This is a genomic window from Acinetobacter sp. ACNIH3 (assembly GCF_002918965.1).
Taxonomy (GTDB): Bacteria; Pseudomonadota; Gammaproteobacteria; order Pseudomonadales; family Moraxellaceae; genus Acinetobacter; species Acinetobacter schindleri.
The window spans coordinates 18055-39100 of the sequence record NZ_PQLP01000028.1; the positions used below are offsets into that span (position 1 = coordinate 18055).

Annotated in this window: 18 protein-coding genes; 1 reads left to right on the top strand and 17 read right to left on the bottom strand. The window is 38.2% G+C overall.

Annotation, left to right across the window (positions count from 1 at the left end):
• Positions 1-24: 24 nt before the first annotated feature.
• Entirely contained in the window at positions 25-624 is a 600-nt protein-coding gene (locus C3420_RS11385) for a hypothetical protein (protein WP_103857235.1), read from the top strand.
• Between the two features lie 12 nt (positions 625-636).
• Here the strand turns inward: C3420_RS11385 and C3420_RS11390 are convergent, their stop codons facing one another.
• The 17 genes from C3420_RS11390 to C3420_RS11470 all read right to left on the bottom strand — a co-directional run.
• Positions 637-1041: a M15 family metallopeptidase gene (locus C3420_RS11390; RefSeq protein ID WP_103800790.1), complete on the bottom strand. Its 405-nt coding sequence runs from the start codon at positions 1039-1041 to the stop codon at positions 637-639.
• 3 nt (positions 1042-1044) lie between these two features.
• Positions 1045-1350 carry a hypothetical protein gene (locus C3420_RS11395; protein WP_103800789.1) on the bottom strand — a complete coding sequence of 102 codons (306 nt, stop codon included), beginning with the start codon at positions 1348-1350 and terminating at the stop codon, positions 1045-1047.
• Position 1351: 1 nt separating this feature from the next.
• Positions 1352-3751: a hypothetical protein gene (locus C3420_RS11400; protein WP_103800788.1), complete on the bottom strand. Its 2400-nt coding sequence runs from the start codon at positions 3749-3751 to the stop codon at positions 1352-1354.
• A gap of 64 nt (positions 3752-3815) precedes the next feature.
• Positions 3816-5462, bottom strand: a complete 1647-nt coding sequence (terL, locus tag C3420_RS11405; RefSeq protein WP_103800787.1) for a phage terminase large subunit — start codon at positions 5460-5462, stop codon at positions 3816-3818.
• A complete protein-coding gene (locus tag C3420_RS11410) occupies positions 5446-5784 on the bottom strand; it encodes a hypothetical protein (RefSeq protein ID WP_103800786.1) in 339 nt (112 codons plus the stop codon). The genes terL and C3420_RS11410 overlap by 17 nt, the downstream gene beginning before the upstream one ends.
• A 76-nt stretch (positions 5785-5860) precedes the next feature.
• Complete coding sequence (locus tag C3420_RS11415; protein WP_103800785.1) at positions 5861-6559, bottom strand: hypothetical protein; 699 nt, start codon at positions 6557-6559, stop codon at positions 5861-5863.
• A gap of 43 nt (positions 6560-6602) precedes the next feature.
• Complete coding sequence (locus tag C3420_RS11420) at positions 6603-9167, bottom strand: hypothetical protein (protein WP_103800784.1); 2565 nt, start codon at positions 9165-9167, stop codon at positions 6603-6605.
• A gap of 18 nt (positions 9168-9185) precedes the next feature.
• Positions 9186-11693, bottom strand: coding sequence for a hypothetical protein (locus tag C3420_RS11425; protein ID WP_103800783.1), 2508 nt, complete (start codon positions 11691-11693; stop codon positions 9186-9188).
• Positions 11694-11705: 12 nt separating this feature from the next.
• A complete protein-coding gene (locus C3420_RS11430) occupies positions 11706-13745 on the bottom strand; it encodes a hypothetical protein (protein WP_103800782.1) in 2040 nt (679 codons plus the stop codon).
• Between the two features lies 1 nt (position 13746).
• Positions 13747-14295, bottom strand: coding sequence for a hypothetical protein (locus C3420_RS11435; RefSeq protein WP_050513513.1), 549 nt, complete (start codon positions 14293-14295; stop codon positions 13747-13749).
• A gap of 31 nt (positions 14296-14326) precedes the next feature.
• Positions 14327-14788 (bottom strand): GNAT family N-acetyltransferase, encoded by a 462-nt coding sequence (locus C3420_RS11440; protein ID WP_033107709.1) that lies wholly within the window; start codon positions 14786-14788, stop codon positions 14327-14329.
• 2 nt (positions 14789-14790) lie between these two features.
• On the bottom strand, positions 14791-16941 hold the full coding sequence (locus C3420_RS11445; protein ID WP_103800781.1) for a hypothetical protein: 2151 nt from the start codon (positions 16939-16941) through the stop codon (positions 14791-14793).
• Positions 16934-17494: a hypothetical protein gene (locus tag C3420_RS11450; RefSeq protein WP_103800780.1), complete on the bottom strand. Its 561-nt coding sequence runs from the start codon at positions 17492-17494 to the stop codon at positions 16934-16936. The genes C3420_RS11445 and C3420_RS11450 overlap by 8 nt, the downstream gene beginning before the upstream one ends.
• Before the next feature lie 100 nt (positions 17495-17594).
• Positions 17595-18467 carry a phage capsid protein gene (locus tag C3420_RS11455; protein ID WP_103800779.1) on the bottom strand — a complete coding sequence of 291 codons (873 nt, stop codon included), beginning with the start codon at positions 18465-18467 and terminating at the stop codon, positions 17595-17597.
• 212 nt (positions 18468-18679) lie between these two features.
• Positions 18680-19402, bottom strand: coding sequence for a hypothetical protein (locus C3420_RS11460; RefSeq protein WP_103800778.1), 723 nt, complete (start codon positions 19400-19402; stop codon positions 18680-18682).
• Positions 19403-19427: 25 nt separating this feature from the next.
• Positions 19428-19622, bottom strand: a complete 195-nt coding sequence (locus C3420_RS11465) for a hypothetical protein (RefSeq protein WP_033107902.1) — start codon at positions 19620-19622, stop codon at positions 19428-19430.
• Positions 19612-21046, bottom strand: a 1435-nt coding sequence (locus C3420_RS11470) for a portal protein (protein WP_146048159.1), incomplete at its 5' end; no start/stop codon positions are given. The genes C3420_RS11465 and C3420_RS11470, both read right to left, overlap by 11 nt.

Genomic DNA, 21046 nt, shown 5'->3' on the forward strand with positions numbered 1-21046 from the left:
TTACTATGTTTAAGGAGAAAATAAATGACTTACACAATTTCAAAAGAATTTTTAGTTGATACCATCAGTGAAGCTAAAAAATTAGATTTAATTTCTTGGAACGAAGATGAAAACACTGAACTATTATTTAAATTAAAAGGATTGCGTGAATACTTCCTAACCAATCCACGTAAAGACTTTAGTACAGTTACAATTGATAGTCTTTTAGTTGTACTCCCATATAACGATTTATTTGAAATTCATTTAAATCTAGAAGTTGATTTATTTATTCAATATCACAGCCCTAGTGATGATATTAGTATTACTCTTTCTCAAGATTCCTACCGTATTGATCAAATTGAACTTTTTGATAATGATAGTGGTGAAACAGTTGAAACTGGATCTATTAAAGGTTTAAGTGATGTTCAAAAGTTTGCTAAAAACAATGCAGAACTTTCTAAAATGCTTTTTAACAAAATTGAAAGCCAAATCTTCTTTGATAAAGTAGATATGATCAGTACTTGTTTACGTCACCTGACACCTACTGGCAAACCATTAACAAACCGCTATATAGATGAATTAATGGGTGATAATGAAGAATCTGAAGATATTTTCAATAAAAAAACCCCTACTCTAGTTGAGTAAGGGCATTCCTAATTACTTAGGATACTTGGACCATGTTAATTCAAAATGTGGTCCATCTTTAAACTTCTTCCAATCTCCACCCCATTCAATTGAGACGTTGAGTTCTGAAGCTGCTTTTTTCATAGCATCTGCAATTTGATAGTAATATTTCCATTCCCATGAGACTGTTGCTTTCTCTGTGCCTTCAGGCACGACCCATGCTGCAAGATCTACTGCATGACCTGTTAGATGCCTGCTGTTGCTTGTTGTTGTCTTTTTTTCTTTTAATAGTTGAGCTTGCCTTTCTTTAGATCGAAGTCCTTCTGTGACTGTAAAATCGCATTCAGTTAATTCAATTGCCCTATTGACCACTTTAACCAGGTCAGGATGAACACCTTTTAAATTAGACAAGCTCCTTTTACCGAGCTTGAATGACATTTCTTATTCTTCTTTATTTTCTAGTTTTATATTTTTGATGTTTTTATTGATTTGATATTTAAAGTATTTACAAACCGCTTCTGTTCCTAATGTGCCAAACAATGCAGCAAGTCCTACAACTGCTAGTGTTGGAGCATTCATCCATAACAAAACTGTACCAGCCATAAGAGACGTGAAGCCGTTTAAAATAGCTTTAGCCCCTATGACATACCATGAGTCTTGATCTTGAGTTGCTACAGACTTCGCTAGATAAATTGCAAAGCCGATAGCGAACAGAAACAGCGTGAGATATAGATCACCTGTTTTCATTTTAATTTTTAATATTTGGTTCTTCTGGGTTATGTGGTCGGGTTGGGTTCACTGGCATATTGGCTATTGGTACGCCTGTTACTTCCCCTTCTTTTGTCTGACTTAGATAAAGCTTGTCTTTTAGCCAAAATTTCTTCAAAAAGTCTTGTGGTGTTACAACTAAACCATCACGCATTACTTGGTTATAAGCCCAAATATACTGCTTGGCTACGTTGTACTCTTTGCCTAGATAAGCATTTCCCATGATTGCTTGCCAAACTTTTGCGCCATCTGTTTCAAGTTCGTACTCAGGATTGATAAGTTTGCCTAAGAAGTTATCAGGTACAAATCCAGCCAAGTAATGTACTAAATGTGGTGGGTATTCAAGTTCATCTATGGCTGAGGTAAATCCTCTTAGTGCCTTATTAAACTCACCAACGATAAGCCAATCATAGGTTTCAGTTTGGATAAAATCTAAGTTGGGATATTTATAGTGATCTACAGGATAGTTAATCTTAGCAGCTATACCACTACCTTCCCCTAAAATACTAGGTAAGAAAAACAGAGTTGAGACTTGGGCTTCAGGATAAGCATTTTTAACTGCTGTACGAATATCAAGAACGGATTGTCCTAGCTCTTTTTGAAGGAAATTTAAGAATGAATCATAAACTTCACCACTAACATTGCTCATGCGGTTCGGTATTTCAGGTGCAAAGAATCCTGTTTCTGTATTGAATTTTACTCTTGTTGGGTAGTCATAAACGCATGGCTTACCATTCGGATTAATCCACCACCACGGTTCACCAACTTGCATATAAGGGACATGCCCTGCATCGTGAAGGATCTTAGCGAACTCAACAAATACGCCTTGAAGCCATGACATAGCATCTGCATTACAAGGGCTTAAAAGATAACTAGGAGGTTCATAACCTGTATATCCATAGTTATCTGACCAATCTCTTTGAGTCCAGGTTAGCTCGGCAGCTTCACTGTACATTTCATATGAGACTGAAAATATAGCTTTTAGATGATTGTTATATGCGTTATTCGCAAATGACTTGTGCCAAGTTGTAGCTTCTCTATTTAGTAAATTATATGTAGGAGCATCTGATGCTTTGGTTACTACAAATCGCTGTTGTCCTGCATCCCATTTCTGATCGTAATAATGTGACATACCACAATAATGGTTGATTAGACCACGGTAGCCTAAGTCATAGCAGTTCTTAATAATACGTCTTGGGTTTACGTTGTAACTGTCATCGTAGCCTGTACACATCCCTAAAGTATGCTGAGGTATCTTCATAGATCTACGGTTGTATGTACCATTAATCCCTGATGTTCGTAATTTAGATACTTTTAGCTTTGCATGTTGTGGTGAAGCTAATGGATCAGTTGAGGTAGCAACGAAGCCTTTTGTTAAACAGCCTATAAAGATACGGTCAATATCATTTTTTGGAAAAGGTATATCTTCCATAAAGCCACTAATTACAGTATTCCAATCAATCGTAATATCAGCATGAGTAGCTGTTAATGTTGAAGGCGTTGCTAGGTTAGCAAGTCTTAAATAGTAGGGAGTCTGTCCTGCCGTACTATTGTCATTAACAATAACAGTCATGACTAAGCCAAGCTTCTCATCTAATAGTGATGGAGCATCCCCTTCAATATCTACTGTGAAGCTTAAAGTACAGTTAGTGAAGTTTTTCTTAGTTTCATAGCTCAGATAAGGATGCATATATTTATCTTCACTGAAGAAAATAGCTGCGGCAAAATCATTCTTTTTACGTGATGTATAGTGAGCTTCAAAGCCATCATCTGTGTCACCAACGATACAGAATGACATGCTTCTCACACCATCAATAGTCCAACAATCTGCTGAGAATCTTGGAACTGTTGTTTCAATTACTTCAGGATGTTCTGTGAGTCTATCAAGCAAGTTTGCTAATTGATTGGCTGTAGCTGTACGGTTCTTCTCATTTTGACTGATAGCAATAAGTTCATCCCCTTTCAGCTCTGTTGCTTGTGGCAATAAGCGGAAATCATCTATACCGTTGTAAATGATATTGTTTATGACGGATTCATAGTTCTTATATAAAAAACTCTGTTCCTGTATGGCGTACCATAGTTTATCAAAGTCACTATTCAGTGTTTCAGGACGCAGAGAGTTGTCATGCGTTTTATAGTTGGTACTTCGCTCTAAAGGTGTATCTCTATATATCGCTAACTTTGCAGTTTTAAATGGTGCTTTAAAAAATACTACTGCATTTGTTGTTGGATCATATTCGTAAACGGATGAGCTAATCAGCTTTTCATCCACTTTTATTGAAATGTTATCTTTGTCATAAACAAAGAATGGAAGGCTAAAAGTCTTTGTGAATCCGTTTGCTTCATATTCTATAAATGGTGCTGTATTTTCTACTGTCATTGTTATTATTATTCCTGATTAGGTTTTTTTATTATTGTTATTGTTAGCTCAGTTATTAGAGCTATTAAAAGTCGAGCTTCATTTCAGAATACTGATTAGATGCTTGCCAGTTATTGTTGTTGTTATATGTAGGATAGTGATTATGTGTACCAATTCTGATTGGCTCTGCTGATATAGCTCCTGCCAAACTATCTACATAGTCGTCCTTGTTATTGGTGACAGAAGGATCAAACAGACGCATCTCTTTAACTTGTGGACTATCCACTCCATTCACTTTTAAAACAGATTGGTGTGCGTATAGGTAGCCTGAGAGTAACGGAGCTTCTAGTGTTGCTAAAATACGTTTATTTTTATTTAGAGTCTCATGTAGTTCTCTGACACCACAATAGATATTGCGCTTCTTAAATACAGATCTGAGTATTGAAGGTACATGACCGCCAATACCGTTTGTCTCTACGATTATGGAAGGAAGCTTAAACTCTTCTACGATGTCGGCTAATTGATAAGCCTGTCCACCTACGATCTGTCCTTTATCATCTGTAACTGCTATCTCACCTGTTAGAGCTACTGATCTATGCCAGTACAATTTACCGTTCTCATCCTGAAGGACCAAAGCAACTGCTGAAACATCTGATTTAGTTTTGCCTGAACTTGGATCTAGTTTGAGAGTAGCTGAGACAATTATCTTCTCTCCTAAAAGCATTTGAGTCTGACCATTAGCTTTATGCCAGGTTACTTCTACGTCATAAGGAATTAGTCTGTCAGGATCTAATCTGATCTCACCTACAGGCTTCGCATGTAATTGGTACTGAGAATCCCATTCGTTGACTGTATTACACTCTTTTCTACGCTGTTCCATCACTTCTGAAGTGAATCTGTCAACCCATAAAGCATCTGCATATACATCTAACAAACCATGTTTAGCTGTCAGCTTGATCAGATAGTCATGTTCCCTTTTCTCTACTTTGTAATCGTCATATTCAACTAATAGCTTGGCTTGCGTACCGATACCACTAAACAGATATTCAGGTTTAAAGGTTGTTGAGACTTCTAGTTCACCTGAAGTGAATCGAGCTTCATTTTGGAACATACGAAGGATTAAACAGTTAGCTCCTGCTTCTTGGATCTGGGTATATAAGCTATCAAAGCTGTGCGGAGTACCAATAAATAGGCGTTGTGATCCAGGTACTAGAATATGGACCTGTTCTGATAATCTGTATCTGAGCTTTTCTCTAGAATCAGGAGTAGCTGTTGTTGTTGGAGTCTCTACGTCATCATTTTGAATGAAGGTAGAACGTGCGCCTGTGACATTGGATAAGATACCTCTAGCATGTAATGAACCATGCTTAACATCTGAAGATCCTTGTACCCACCACTTGATGACTTCGCCTTTTTGTTTTTGTTTATTCCAAGTTAATGGATGTTTTTCTAAAACCTGTTGAGTTCCACGACTACACTTATAAGCATCGGGATCTGTAGCTCCTTGATGGAGTATTAATTCATCTGCATTCTTATATAGTCTGTAAGCGTTATATACGTCTAATATGGTGGACTTAGCATGTCCACGAGGAAGCATTAGAAGACCTAGTGATCCGAAGTCTTCAAGCCACTCACAAACTGTTAAATGGAAGTCTGGGATCTGCCAACTATTGACTAAACCCCACATCAAATAGAACTCAACAAAGTTAGCTTTACTAGCCTTCTTTGCCATCCTTTTTAGTTACCTTTTTACGTTTAGACAGTTCTTTGCGAACTGATAGAAGGAGCTTCTCAGCTTCAGCTTCTTTTTGTTTTTCTTCTTCTTCGGTTGTAGTTATTGATTGTATCTTGTTACGAGCTTCGATTAGTTGTTCGATACGTGCTGCAATGGCTAATGTTTGGTTAGCAGACTTGTAGAGCCAAAAAGCATCCCCTCTACCAACCTTCGTTTCTTTGTCACAGTTATTAGCACGTTCAACAAGATCAACTGTATCTAGTATTGCTATATCTTGGATACGGACTAGCTCGCTCTTATATTCTTCAATTTTACTCATTATTATTAGTTCTATTAATAGCTCTATTATTATTGTTATTTAAAAGGCTAGAATGACCTAGCCTATATTTTATTTTTTAAATTGGAAGATTCATTAGCTTATTGTTTTCACAAGCTTCTTCTTTAGACGAAGACTCATAATCTAAAAGGAATTTATTAGCTATACCACCTGATCCACCACTCTCTGTCCATACTCCATATGTATCTTTTTTCCCAGAAGCTGTTAATAGATATGTCTCACTGAAATTTATAGCATCTAAATTATCCTTACACAATTTTTTGTATTTGATACCAACCTTACTCAGTGATTTAAAGGGAGAGAATTCACAATTTTCATGGGTTGAACCAAAACATCCACCTTCTTTATCTTCATTACCTAACATTACTACAGCAGGCTGAAAGCTTACAAAAGTGACGCCATGTCTTGGATTATCTCCATGCATAGTGGCTACCCAAGGCATTTCATTCAATGTTTTATATAAAAATGTACTGACGACACCATTAACATTGCCACGAAATACTCCTCTGCGAGTTGAGTAGGGCGTACCATCCCTATAAGTGCCTTCAACATAAGTTGGATCAATCCATACAAATGTCTTATCGTTTGCGTTAGTGTACCAATTAACTTTTTCATTCACTGAGGGCATAAATTTAAGAATGACCTTACCTAGTTCTTGGGAAGGGAGTTTATTCAAAGATCTTGGGTATACATCTATATTTGCTGCCAAAGTGAGACAAGGTAGAGTACTAGCCAATATTATTAAGATGCTTTTCATGATTCTTCTTTAATTAATTAATATTTTTGAATTATAAACTAGATTATTCTCTAATGTTGATGTCAGGAGCTTCTATAGAGGCATTATCTAAATCCCACCAGTAGCTCATGTTGTAGTTGCTTTCTTGTCTACGCTGTTTACGTTCTCTGTAGCCTTCATCGAATAGTTCCTGCATCTCTGCAATTACTAAACGGTCAAATACGAGTCTTGAATACCATAAATTCTGAAATGGTATGTTGTTCTTAATCGTATTCACAGCTTCAGCTCCATAACTAGAATCACGTTCTGTTAGATAAGCTTCTCCTGCACCTGATACCATTGTTCCAACTGACATTACATCTTTAAAGGCAGCAGGTATGATGAAGTCCTTCACACTACGTTCTGTAGGATCTGAAGTAGCACTCAAAGCATCTGCCAAAAAGGATGCACTGCCACCTTTCACAATAGCTTTCATATAGAAGTCTACAGTTGTCGGATCATCTAAATCTTTACCTTGTGTCAGGTTTTGGATCTGACTTACTAAAGCACCCATTACTGTTGTATAAGCAAATAACTTAGCAAAATATACAAACTTTTCTTGTGGTGTACCTTGAGCCATTCCTCTAGTCCATTGACGAGTAATCATAGCTAAGGGGAACTGTTTAAACTGGAAGAAGAAGCGAGTTAATTCATTACTAACTGTTCCACGTTCACGACCTAAACCCATGAAGGTACTTTCTCTGGCTCCCACAGAGAGAACTGCCGAATCAGATTCAGTGTAAACATAATTCATATATTTATTAGCAAGTTGCTCTTTTAATCTGAAAGCAATGTCTGATAACTCTTGAGCTGAATAACCTGTTCTGTCTACTTGGAAGGTATCTAGGAATAGATCATCTGAAGCATTGAATATGTCTTTATTGGTGACAAGCTTTTCACCACTTGGAGCTTCAGTTCTATCTATCTGTTTTAGTAGAGTCCAATCATCTTCTTTAATACCACCACCTTCTAGCATCTTCTTATCTTGTGGTCCTAACTGATCCCAAGCTTTAACTGAGTTCAGATTAGATACATGGTGCATAAGGCTTGCACCGAAAGCACGTTTAGCTGAAGCTGTAATATGGTTGAGTCCTGAAGCTCTGATAACTGCATTGGCTATCTTTCTTGTTTTGGTATTGGCTGAAGCTAGTTTGGTTGAAGCTGAAGCCAGATCATCGTCACCAAAGCGAACCAAAGCATTGCTCATCTCACGAACACCTAAACCAATACTGATAGCGAAGTCTCTTTCTTCTTTATTCTTGAACTGTTTTAGATGTTTACCGAAGACTTTTGTATAAGCTATACCATGCATCTCTGAAGCTAGTTTCATAGTTGCTTGGTCACTAAAGGCAGTAATAAATGCGCTCCCCATCTTGGTTGCCACTGTCCAACTTCTTAACATACCGCCTACTTGAGCTAAGTTACTGTCAACTGGAAGAGCTTGTCCTGCTAATTCGTCATAGTGTTTTTGAACCAACTTGGCTTGTTTCTGAATCTTACGGTGCTCTTTAACGTACTTTGGATCTTGCATCATCTTATTGAGCAAGTCATGTCCTAGCTGTTTGACTAATTTTTCAGGATTAGAGCCAAAGGTCTGCATCATACCTATTTCCGTACTCATTCTACGGATATGGTTAGAAAGCAAGTCATGGAAATTAACTTCTCCAAACTGCTCTTGATACGCTACCCAATCATCTGCTGACTTAAAATGCACTTCCCTGTGATGTTGATGTAGAGCTTGCATATTGAAGCCTACAGGTAGATCTGTTTCAGACTGTACGAGATGAGCTTGTACGGAAGCTTTATTGTGACCTTCCGAACTTATTGTTTGATAGACTCCCTTTAATACTTCTTTGACTTCAGCATCATTCATTAACTTGCCATTTTCGTGTCTGTATTTAGATCTATCTACCATTGGGAAAGTAGTTTTAATCCACTCCCCTTCTCCTGCCTGAATGACTTTGTAATGACTGTGTGATTGAGGAATACCATAGTTAGCAAGCTTCTTAATATCACCGCCATAACGGTTATAGTGTTGTCTGAGCTGTTCTAGTACATCTTGTACTGACTTAGCTAATCCTGCTATTTCAGCATCACCTGAAGGCTTGCCAAAGATTTCTTTAACTAGAAGCTTTACTTTGTCTGCATCTATCAGATAGCCTAAGCCTTTTTGAGTTTTGGAAAATACATCTGCTAAAGCTCCCAAATACCTTACTTCCACCGCCTGTATATTATGTTCAACTGATTGGATACCAGATTGATCTGTGAACATTACAAGTTTGCGATTTAACGCTTCTAATGGGTTGAGCTTTGAATGAGAAGTCAGTTCATGCTCTAAGGCTTCACGGATCTCAAGATCATTAATCAGATTAGTTACTTCTTTGATGTGCTGATCTGTATAGTTCTTAATTGCTCTGTCAGCAATAGCTTCAGCACGTTCTTCGTCTGACATACTCTTCCAGGCTTTGATGTCTTCTTGAGGAAGTTCACGACTAGCTTTAATGAATTGTTGTTCTAACAAGTCTGCTTCTTTATCTGTCAGTTTACGTCCTAATACGCCTTCAACGGCTGTTCTACATTCGTTCTTCATTCAATTCTCTTATTATTTTTATGCTGCTTGTTTTAATGCACACTTGGCTAATGTACTCATTGCTTTAGCCATCATTTGTATATTGTCTTGTTCACGGATTAGCTTGTCTTTCCATTGTTGAGCTGTCAGGTCTTCACCTGTTTTTTTAGATGAAATAACTAGGTCTGGGTTAGCGACTAGCTTGTCTATTGTTTGTTGTCCTTTAGGGATCTGAGAGAGATAGCCGAATGCTCGACCTTCATCAAAAATACGGTCTAAGGCTGTTTCTAGCTCTTTATTGCCTTTATGGTCCTTAAAATCAGATCTTCCTGAACGTCCTACGTGAATAGAATTAGTTTTATGGCTAGCATCTATCGTTCTACGCACGTATGAGCCACGATATTGAAGCTCTTGAACTGTATTTCCAGCCTTATCTGTATAGGATCTGGTCAATTCTTTGTGGTACTTGTTATCTTCCCATCTTTGGCGTTCTCTCCATTCAGTCGCAATACTAGCGTCAGGTTTAAACTCATTATTGGCTGAATTGAGGAAGTCATCTTTAACTCTGACACCTTTAGCTGTATGAGGAATAGGAGTTGATTCAATTGTCTCTGTCAGTTCATCTAAAAACTTGTGTATATCATCATCTACTACATGGACTGTTTTAGGTACGTCTATATCTGATTCAGGTACTAAGTTACCGTGTTCATCCAATACCATGCTTGGAAGGTCTAGCTGTTCTGTTGTCAGATCCCCTACTACTTCGTTCCATGCTCCTTTTTGTTGAAAAGCATTAAAGTCATGTGGACTGATGAATACATCATCTACGTGTGGAAGGTCATCTAAATCTAATCGGTCTATTGTTCCTTCATAGCTTGATTCAGGTTTAATAGGAGCTTGTTCTATAGCTGTTGTTGATTCAGATTCAAAAACAGTTTTGTGTGTTGAGCCTGTACCGCCATAATGTTGAGCTGTAATGTCATCAATCTTCTTAGTAAAGAAATGCATTGCATTCCCTATCGTTGCATCTTTAGGGATACCGTTAATACGCATTAAATGGTCAGGATCTTTACTAAACTTTGCTATGACTGATCTTGCTGATTGTTCAGGATTAGCTTTAATTGCTTTGAATACAATCTCAGCTCCACCTCTACCAAGTAAATGAGGAATATAGATCTGTGAGCCTGTAAGGACCACGCCTGTCTTGTCTTCGATATACTTAATATTGGATTTAGTATGTTGGATACCAAGCTTGATCTGTGTATTGAGATCATGTCTATTTGCTGCTGTTCCACCTTCTAATGTCCAGGTACTATCAATAAACTGGAACACGCCTGTAGCTGAAGATTTAGGATTCTTAACTGTAGGGCTAAATGTACCTCTACTTTCAAAATGAGCTAGGGCTACAATTGTTCTTGCATCTGCATCTGTAAAGCCATTCGCCATAGCTTCATCATATACAGCCTTCTTTGTACCTGTAGCTGTGAATGGTTTAATAGCTTCATCATTAGAGCTATTCTTTTTATTGGCTGCTAGCCTTGAAGATATGCTGGATCTGATGTTGTTTGATAACTCTTCGAGTGTAGGCTGTGCTTTTCTCTGATTAGCTTGAATATACTTTTTAACGTCATTGAGTGTTTTAAGCTTGCCACCTGTAGCTTCAGATATATTGACCTTCTCTCCCTTCATCACCTGTTCAATCGCTTGATTGATATTGTTTTGATGTTGAGCTAGATCATCTACTGTCTCTGCTACGTTTGGCATACTAGATACATCTGCATCTGCTTGAGCCTGTTCTACTGTTGCATTGAAATCTGCTTCAGCTTTGTGGACTTCTGCTTCAGGTAAATCTGCATTCCCTTGAGCATTCATATAACGTCCTGCTGCATAGAAAGTTGTACCAATACCCAAGTTCATTAGAATAGCTGTAGGATCTGTAGCCATGTCTTTGTATTGTTGACCTTGCTTCTCATATCCCTTGCCTTCTAAATAAGCTCCTTCTGCATACGTTAAGGCTTGTCCTGCTGCTGTAGGTGCAACAACTAAAGCGGCATAGTCAGCAACTAGAGACTTCTTAAATACATTAGATACAGGTAAAAAGGCTAAAGCAGCGTTTGTAGCTCCATAAATATTAGATGCTACATCTGCTGTGTCTTGGTCTACGCCAAGTTGCTGAGTTAATTTTGTATGCTCTGTAGCTCTTGTACCAAGTCCAACTGTAGCAGCCATTCCATAAGGTCCTAATGGTGCGCCTACCGTACCTGCTGCTACAACTTCAGTAATACCAGAAGCTACTTGTCCTGCTTGACCTTGATTAAGCGGAGTAAAAGCTTCATTCACTTGTTGCATACGTTTATCTGCAACTTCATCACCTTCTACGAATCGGCTTGCAGCATTAGATACGGATAAAACACCTTTAGCTGTACCTGATACCGCACCTAGTCCGATGTCAGATAATGTTCCACGTTTGAACTTCTTAGGGTCTGTTAATTTCGTTTCATCAAAGGCTAAGTCTTGTTCTGTAAATTCTCCACTTAATAAGCCCATTTGTTTTCCTTGTTATTTCCAAATTCTCATGATGTACGGTTTTGCTGTTTTAGGATTCTTCATCACTTTGCCATTAGGCTGTAAGAACATGAACCATCCAGTAGCATTAGGTACAGGTTGTACTACGTGTGTCTTTAAAATTTCTTCGTCAGGAGGAAGAAAGCCTGTCTCTTTTCGATACTGAGTTCTAAAATGATTTTTGATGTGATCTTCAAAACTGTTTTGCGTAAATCCATATGGCATAAAGATGTAATTGGTATTCTTACCTAGCTTTTGTTTATACGTTCCACCTGTAGCTATATCGAATGCCTGTTTAGCCATTTCCTTATTGATGATTGGATTACCTTTCTCATCACGTTTAATGATGTTCTCACCACGTTTAGCCAATCCTAAATAAATTGAATAAGCCAGGTTTTGATAAGCTCGATGTTCATTCGTACCAATAGCTGCTGCATTACCAAACTCAGACTGAATAGAATTATGAAATTCCTTCTCTGCTGCTAATACTGAAGCCTGCCCTTGATTAAGAATCTGTTTGCCTTCTAAAGCTACTTCTGCTGCTCTGATATTTGTTCCGTGTAACGTCACATCTAGCTGATTGAGCTTTGCGATACCCATATAGTCATAAGCATTCTTTTCACCACCGATTAGGCTGAAATACTCTTTCTGAGCTTCTTTATTTTTTCCTGCCATTTTGGTTAGATCGGTCAGCATTGCTTTCTGCTGTTTAGGAGTTGCATCAAAATATCTGTCTTTAAAAGCTGTACGTTCTGACTTGTTCCATTGGATCAGTGAGCCTATACCACCATTCGCTTTCTTTTGTTCAGCTAATAGATCTGTAGTTATCTGAGCCTTTTTAAAATCAATTTGACCCGATCCGATCTGTTCAGGAGTGACTGTATAAAGTTTATGTCCTGTTTGAGATTGAACTGAAGCTATAGGATCATCATTGGCACGTTGTTTTGATGTAGCTGCAATGTTTGTAAATACGTTTAGCTTCTTCACTAATGCTGTTGCATCTTCTTGAGGTGTATTTTCTAGCTCAGTTTTGAGTCTTGCAATACTACGTTCCTGTTCAATTGGTGAAGCATCTCTGAACTTTTGAGCATCTTTATTTAATGCAATCGCTTCTCTGACTTCACCTTCATATTTAGTACCTTTAACTGCTTCTAATGTGTTTTTTACAAGGCTTTCAGATAACGGATAACCTGTAAAAGCATCTGCAACAAAGTCTTTGGTTAGCTGTGCATGTTCTTTATCTTGCTCTTTAGCTTTAATTTCTATACCTCTATTGATACGGCTAATAGCTGATTCAATATTTGCTTTATAAGCATCTCTAGTCTCTACCTTCATGTATGGAAAGACTGTATCCACGTTTTTATGTAGCTTTTGTAAAGCTTCAATGTCTTGCTGTTCTTCTAGGCTGTTTAATACGCCTTTAGCATCTGATAGGTCTCTACGTTGTTGCCAATCTTCTTCAGCTTTAACTCTTTGTTCAGGCGTTAAAACAGGGTTGCGTGACAAAGTATCTTTGAATAGTGCATAGCCATGCTCTCTATTTTCAAGTTTAAGAGTAGCTTCTGACATCTGTTCAAAGTCTGCATTGATCTTTCTACGTTCTACCTCATAAGCCAGTGGTTTAATGTTGGCTTGTGATTCTTGAAATAGCTTCTCTGAATAGTAGTTGAACTTTTCACGATGATGCTCTGGTAGCCTTTGACTATATGCTTCGTTCATTTCGTCTGCACGTTGTCTCAAATAGGCTTTAGCTAGGCTTTCATCTAATTCACCTGTACTTAGTCTTTGCTTTGTTTCTGTCAGATAATCTTGATACTCAGATCCATATTTAGCTGCTTCAATATTGAATTGGTATTGATCTTTTTCTTCTTGGATCTTGAGTTGTTCATTATGCTTTTTCAGTGATACCTGTTGCCCAACTTGTGCTAACTGTACTGCTGCTTGAGCTACTTGTCCTGCTCCATTATCTAATACTCTGCCTTGTTGAGCTTGTGGTGTCACATTACCGAAATTGCCCATAGGGATTCTAGCCATCTTATGCCCACCCTGAAGAACTTAGTCTAGTTGTATCCATCGTTAATTGATTGGAGTTAATGTTTGAAGCTGATTGAGTTGTTGTTTTACCACCGCCTTTAGGTGCATTACCAAAAGCAGATAGAGCTGTAGATGCTGTATTTAATACACCACTTACTGTTGCCTGATGTGCCTGTAATCTGTAATTCGCTGCATCTGTTCTAAACTGCCCTGCCTGATTTTTTCGATTGAAAAAGGTTGTCCAGGCATCTTGTGTTGCGTTCAGATCTATATCTTCTTCAATCTCTTCTGTAACTGTATTCTCAGCATTCAAATCTAAACCTTGAGCTGCCATCTTAGCCCTTGCTGAACTTGCTTGCTTCTTGCCAAGTTCACGGATACGTTCTGCTTCTACACGACCTTGTGACTCAGCCATCTTTGCATTCTCATTGGCTTGAGCTGCTTGTGCCTTTCCCATCTGTCTAGCGTTATATGCGGAATATGCTGTGCCTGCTACGGCTAAAGCTGTTGCTGCCCAATATGCAACTGCTGCTGCTCCTGCGACTGCCATACTTACCTCATTATTATTTTTATTATGTGTTTTATAGCTTCATCTCAAGAAATGAGCCTGTATGTTCAAAGCCAAACTTCTTGTAGAAGCTTATTGTTTTTTCTGTATTTATCTTAGTTGCTGTACCACATTGTACCCATGTTGCTCCTGCTTCTTTAGCCCATTCAAGAAAAGCTTTGATAAGAAGATAAGCTACTTTACTACCTCTATTATTAGAGCTAACAAATAAACAGTAATCAAAAGCCATAAGGCTATCTGACTGCCACTCTTCTTGTAGTCCACCTAAAAATCCACCGAGTATTTTGTCATTGTCATCTTTGACTACTAATACACAACCTTGTGATGGGTACAGGATTAAAGCCTGAAGTTGAGTCTTGACCTTGTTTAAATTGATTGGTCTTTGTTGGTATGTTGGTGATTCATTCCAAAACCCTACTGCTAACTCTAACAGCTCAGGAATGTCTAAAATTTTTGCGTGTTCTACTCTATACATTCTTATCTATCGTTTATGTTTAATTCTAATACGGTTGCTGTTATATGAAATGGAAGTGGTTCATCTTGTTCTATCACAAGCTTGAAGTTGTCGTATGTGTTCCATCCATCTAAAGCAATTCTTTGTTGCCCTGTAAATGGCTTTGGCTTATCTAATGTTTCTTCATCAAATTCTTTGAGTTCAACAATTTCACCGTTCACTTTTGGATTGATGGACTTGTACATATATAGGTTGAGATGATCGACTTTGAATAGTGATGGATTGGTTGTTGTCGGAGCTTGGCTTATATCTGGTGACAATAGACTAACTCTAGCTGTGAACTTCCTACCTATATAGATTTGATTTACCTGCTCATCACATTCGATCTGAAGGGTATTTCCTACTCTATTAAGAATTGGTACAGCATAGGTATGCACTGGATCTTTGTAATAAGCTGCTACGTTATCGCCTAATTTACCGATTAAAGTATTAGTTACAGTACATTTATCATCTGACCTGTTTACTGTAGCCTGGATTGCTGTATCAAGTAGAAGCTCTTCCTGTAACTGTTCAATTTGTAATGTGCCATTTCGATTGACTAGGAAATAGACTTTATCTGCACCTGTCGTTGAAGGTAGAGATGTAATACTAATCACATTGCCACCTATATCATGTTTAGCCCAAGCTATAACTGACTGCTCTCTGTCTAAGGTTAGGGTTGCTAACTTTCCATTATTCATAACAAGCCAAATAACAGAATCAGGTTCTTGCTGATACGTCATTTCTTTAAAGCCTGCTCCTTCTTCTCCAAGATGTGAAGCTAATACTGATAGCTCATTCGATACCAAGCCATCTTGAGCATAGTCATAAACAAGGGTTCGGATTCGTTCTGCTCCACGTTGTACGAACAGAAGTTCAGATCCTACTTTGATCGGCTTGATAGTCGGTACAATTCCATAAGCTGTATGTTCCAGGATATTTGCATTTGTTGGACTCAGTGAATCTTGAGCATTGATTGTCAGTTCTGATCCACCACAAAAAACAACAATACCTCTACTCTGACTAAGATGTAGGACGTTTGATAGTTGTTCGGATGATGCTGCTACAGTAAATGAATCGCCATCTAATGTTGTAGTTAAGAAGTTTGATTCGTCTCCTGTGCGACTGAGCCAAATATAGTTCGGATATTTTTTTGACCCTGCTAATACCAATCGTTGTTGGAAGTATGTTATTGCTCTTGGATAGCCAAATGTATTGTTAAAAATAGGTTCTTTAATTGTCCATGATCTAGCAATAGCTTCAATGTTTGCACTTAGCTTAACTAGGACCTCTCCTGATACTTGAGTTGTTGAAATAAAACGGTCTACACGTACTACACCACTATTGATGAAGATATATTTGCCAACTGTTTGAGCATTAAAAGCTACAGCTTCTTCAGGTGTAATGGACTGCCAATATACTGTTTCTGTATAGCTAACTTCGCCTGTATCGGGATCTGTTGTCGTTGCATATACATCTTTAGGTACTTGGTTCATGTGATCTACTAAACATCTGTAGTATTTCATGGTCCAGTTAGGCCCAAACACATAACAAATATCGCCTACCGTATATTGTTTATTAGCTGTGTGAGCTGCATACATTGAAGCCGTTAGAGTTGTAGTCTTGCCTACGTTTATTTCTGAAGATTTAAGCGGTAATGCAGGAGTATATGTATCTTCTAATGGCGGTACTGAATAGGTGAACTTATCGAATGCCCAATTGGTGAAGTCTTCTGAACATCTGATCCAGGATACTGCATGATCTCCATGTACGAGCCAAAGGTTATAGCGACTCTGACAGAAGTTAATATCTTTAATTTGTGATGCTGTATATTGAGTTGAAAAGCTTCTGATTAGCTCCCCCTCTGCACTCAGAATATTAATGGCAAATGGCTTAAATACGACAATATAGTTGTTGCCATGACTCACAATGAACGGAATGATTCTAACTGCATCCTGTTCGACTCTGAGTAGTTTTGTTCCACCTCTTTTCTTAATACCACCTTCAATGATAGGTAGCATATTTTCAACTGACTTAGCTCCATTCCTAAATTGGTTTAAGTCGGTACGCATCCAAATTAGCGGACTGAGTTCGCCACTTGTAAAGTTGTTTTTGATTAAACTGATCTTAGCCATATCGTCTCGTTAATGTGTAGTCGTCTTCTTTAAAAAATTGGATGCTTAATACTTCCTGTGCCTGAACAGCTTTAACTTGTTTAATTAGGTCTTGAGCTTGGATATAGAAGGACTCCCCTGCACCTTGTGAGCCTGTAATTGGTTTAGCTGCTTTAGATGCGAGATACAGGATTAGGCATTCTGTAAATAGTGGATCGAACGTCTCTTCGTTTGTATTGTCGAATACATAAATCAGTTCGATAGCTGAATCATTTGTTAGTAGTTTGTCTGTTTCTAATACATATTCTTCTGTACTTGCTGAGATAAGTCTGATTAGATCGTTTGGAAGTTGGTATTGATACTCATAGCCAAAGTCAGGCTTCTGAGTTAATGGTGATAGTTTGATTCGCTTGGTTGCGAAGTTGAATGGATGGAGTCTAAGTAACGCTTTACGTGATGTGTCATACAGTCCTTTCATACGTCTAGCTATACTTGTTTTATCATCGAAGCTTGTAATGCTATCTGCACCGATTAGGCTTAAAGCTTGATTGCTTATATCTACTTTTGTTGTCATGTAGCGTCCTTAGTTATTGTTATTATTAGGTATTGAAAGCCCCCTACCCTGTTACAGATAAGGAGCTTTAGTTTTATAATTAGCTGTATTAATAGAGCTATTAAACTTTGAATTTGAACGCTACTACACGCTTTTCATCAGTACGGACAGCCCCTAGCGCATCTACGTGCCCAATGCTGTGGAAGCGGTTTTGAGTTTCAACTTCTACGATCTTCAATGGAGAGATAGAGTTAATACCTACTTCTACTGCTGAACGAGTATAAGCTACGCCTGTTGCTGAAGTACCTGAAGCATCTTTGATGCCTTCATAGTGGACCCACTGGAAACCAAGAAAATTGGAAATTTCTCCACGCTGCAAGAGCTGTCCTGCAAGGTAGTCTGCTGAAGTCAAAGTGGTATCTGCTAGTAAAGCGTTTAACAGATCCGCATTGTATGTAACGTAAATATCTTCATCACATTCGTTTTCCATAAACTTAGTACGGATGTCGATCAGAAGTTGTTTAGTGATTGGAGTTGCTGCATCACCTAAGATTTGAGTAGCAGGAAGAGCTACGTTTGTATAAGTGTCTGCACCTACTTCTTTACGAGCTGCTGTACCAATAAGAGCGTTATATACAACTTTGTCTACTTTACGATTCCATTTCGCATGTAGGCGTTGTAATAGCTGATCTTGTGGTTGAGCTTTTAGCTTGTACAAGTCCTGGATAGCTAGACGAGTAAAGTTAGGGAAGTCGTTCATTGTTGCTAAACGACTAGCAAATGAAGCGTCTGTATATTGAGTCTCACCAAAGCGAGTTAATGTACTGAACTCATCACCTAGAGTTCCCATTTCGTTTACGCTGAAAGAGCTGCCAGTTACAGAACCGATATTAGTTACTGTTGATAATAGTTTGCTTTCTTTCTGCTCAAGTAAGATGGTGTACGTATCTGCGTATTGTTTAACGAAAATTGAATCAATGCTTGAATATGCCATTGTTTAAGTGTCCTTTTAATTAAGTTTTTTATTTATTATTTTTGGTTTTGTTAGAGCTGTTATTAGCTCTATTTGTTGTTGTGGTTGTAGAGCTTGTTGGTGTTTCAGTTGTCCATATCGGGCTGATAAGAGTTGATACAGGTCACATGCTCTACACAAGGACACTGTATGGCTTGAAGCTTTATCTGAACGCCACTTCAGGAGCTATTTGTTTATCGTCTTAGGCTGTCATAATAGGCATCAATCTGAGCCTTCACTGACTTATGCTCTGGATGCTTAGGATCAAAGAAAGCAGGACTACGCATTAAAGACTGAATATCTGTACTGACTGCTGTGCCGTTATTAATTGGCTTGTCTTCTGCAATTTGTGAACCGAAATAAGCGAGAGCTTTAATGAATGCCACATTATTGCCAATACTCGGATCGTTAATCTGATCTTCTGTTAAGCCTGCCGATTTAGCTGCTTTGATAGCTGAGAAGATATTAGATTCATAGTTGCTACCCCATTCTTGTTGAAGGGATTGTACTGTTGAATCTGTATCAAACTGAGAGTTATTCGATACCAGGTCTACTGCACGTTTGTCATATTCAGAAATGAGGAAGTCGAGCTGTTTATTTGTGATCCCATGCTTATGAGCTTCTTCTAAAAAGGCCTTGTTAGATTCATCTGCTTTAAAGTCATCGAAGCTAAAGTCTTCACGTTCAATCTTGTATTCATCTACAGATTTAGGAGCGACTTCTCCTGTACCTACTTTCTTTTCTAAGTAGCTATACGATTCATTCAATTTGGCTACAGTGGCTTTGTAGTCTACTGATCCATCTTCTGCTGTTACTTTAAACTTATCAGGTATAGCTGTTTCAATAGAGCTATTATTAGCTGTGCTTAATGCTGTATCCTGTTCAATTGGTTGTGATTGTTCTAAGTTGTCTGTCATTGTTTATTCTCTTTTTTTATTCTTATTATTTCGGTTGTTCTGCTTCTTTAATACGAGCCAAGATGAAGTTGATTACATCCTGCTTTCCTAGATTAAAGGCTGTCTGAGTTGCTGAGTCTTTATCAAATGCTAGTGGTACGTGGAATAGTGAAATGAGTTCATCTAGTACCTGTATTCCTTCTTCACTTGTAAAGACTCTCTGATATTTATTACTGTTCAAACATTGCTCCTAGCTCTTCAGGTGTCATGTTCTTAGCTTGATCTTTTGCTATGTCCATAGCTGTTGATCCTACTTCTGACATTACTGCTTGTTGCTGTTGTTGTTCTTGCATCGCTTGTTGTTGCTGTTGTTTAAGCTGTCTCAATTCTGCTATTTCATCTTCTGTACGAAGTGCTTCTTTAGGTACGTTTAATCCATCTGCCATGATCTGAACCATTGCATCTAGGTTAAGGTTATCCAGTACAGTCTGATCAATCGTTGCCATCTGACCTACATTCATCATCAGCTCTTGAGTTGAAGTTACCCATTGAAGTTTTTGTGATGCAGCCATAGGGTTGATGAAGTTAAAAGATATACGTGAAGCCTGCATAAGCTCTTCAGGCGCAGGCGGTAGCATTCCTGATCTCATAGCTAATCCCCATGTACGCTCTAGTAACACTTGTAGATATTCGGATTGCATACGAGAGAAGATTGAGCCGAGCTGATTGCGATATACGTTTACTCTTGCTTGTATTTCCGTGGCAGTCAACGGAGCTGAACCTTGTGGTGTAAGCTGATCTGACATCAAAGTACGTTTAATCTTAGCCTGGAAATGTTGTAAGAAGTCTAAGCCCATACCTACCGTTGCTGATCCTGTATCTAATCGTTTAATAGAGTTATCAATAGAGTTAACAGCTATGATTGCATTAGGTCGAATACGAAGTGTATTAGGGTTTACAACGCCATCATGTGCAGCCATCCACAAACCGCCTAGATTTAATTCTGCTGTTTGTAATGAGAGCTTCATGAGTTGGTTAGTAGTCTTCACATCTGCTAGAACCATACTCGCCATGCCCAAGCCATACGGAGATTCAGGGATCTTTCTAAATCTACTGACGACACAAGGAAATTCTTCAAAACCTGATTCTTTTAGGATATGTTTTGATTGAGCTTCAATCGTATAAGAAGCGAAGGGCATAGCTGTTGCTACACGTTTACCTTCATCACCTTTAACGTATTGTTTGTCTCTAGGGAAGATTGCCTGTACTAATGTGAACTTCTGATCTGGCTTCTTTTCTACTGCTGCTTTGATCTTATCGCTGACGTTATCAATGCCAAACTCAGTAACGATCTGCTCTGCTGAAAGCTCAAATTCCCTGTAGATTGTGTCGATCATACTATTGGCTTGAGTTGAGCTGATGTAACAGTTACCAATGTTCCAAGTATTAAATATAAAACCACCTTTATCACGGTGCGTATCAATAAATAAAACTGCCCATCCTGCAACAATAAGATCTGTCAGATAGTCTACAACTTCACTATCAAAGTTAGAGCTGTGTATGTTACGGAAGATAAAGTTATCAACCATATCAAGCCACTGTTCGCCTTGTGTGAGTTGGGAAGGAGTATCTACGCCACTTGGTACTGACTTGAACCATAAGCTA

Coding starts and splice junctions, on each gene's coding strand:
- C3420_RS11425 (WP_103800783.1), bottom strand. CDS start 11,693: ATGGGCTTATTAAGTGGAGAATTTACAGAACAAGACTTAGCCTTTGAT.
- C3420_RS11455 (WP_103800779.1), bottom strand. CDS start 18,467: ATGGCATATTCAAGCATTGATTCAATTTTCGTTAAACAATACGCAGAT.
- C3420_RS11445 (WP_103800781.1), bottom strand. CDS start 16,941: ATGGCTAAGATCAGTTTAATCAAAAACAACTTTACAAGTGGCGAACTC.
- C3420_RS11450 (WP_103800780.1), bottom strand. CDS start 17,494: ATGACAACAAAAGTAGATATAAGCAATCAAGCTTTAAGCCTAATCGGT.
- C3420_RS11400 (WP_103800788.1), bottom strand. CDS start 3,751: ATGACAGTAGAAAATACAGCACCATTTATAGAATATGAAGCAAACGGA.
- C3420_RS11440 (WP_033107709.1), bottom strand. CDS start 14,788: ATGTATAGAGTAGAACACGCAAAAATTTTAGACATTCCTGAGCTGTTA.
- C3420_RS11410 (WP_103800786.1), bottom strand. CDS start 5,784: ATGAGTAAAATTGAAGAATATAAGAGCGAGCTAGTCCGTATCCAAGAT.
- C3420_RS11435 (WP_050513513.1), bottom strand. CDS start 14,295: ATGGCAGTCGCAGGAGCAGCAGCAGTTGCATATTGGGCAGCAACAGCT.
- C3420_RS11430 (WP_103800782.1), bottom strand. CDS start 13,745: ATGGCTAGAATCCCTATGGGCAATTTCGGTAATGTGACACCACAAGCT.
- terL (WP_103800787.1), bottom strand. CDS start 5,462: ATGGCAAAGAAGGCTAGTAAAGCTAACTTTGTTGAGTTCTATTTGATG.
- C3420_RS11395 (WP_103800789.1), bottom strand. CDS start 1,350: ATGAAAACAGGTGATCTATATCTCACGCTGTTTCTGTTCGCTATCGGC.
- C3420_RS11420 (WP_103800784.1), bottom strand. CDS start 9,167: ATGAAGAACGAATGTAGAACAGCCGTTGAAGGCGTATTAGGACGTAAA.
- C3420_RS11390 (WP_103800790.1), bottom strand. CDS start 1,041: ATGTCATTCAAGCTCGGTAAAAGGAGCTTGTCTAATTTAAAAGGTGTT.
- C3420_RS11460 (WP_103800778.1), bottom strand. CDS start 19,402: ATGACAGACAACTTAGAACAATCACAACCAATTGAACAGGATACAGCA.
- C3420_RS11385 (WP_103857235.1), top strand. CDS start 25: ATGACTTACACAATTTCAAAAGAATTTTTAGTTGATACCATCAGTGAA.
- C3420_RS11415 (WP_103800785.1), bottom strand. CDS start 6,559: ATGAAAAGCATCTTAATAATATTGGCTAGTACTCTACCTTGTCTCACT.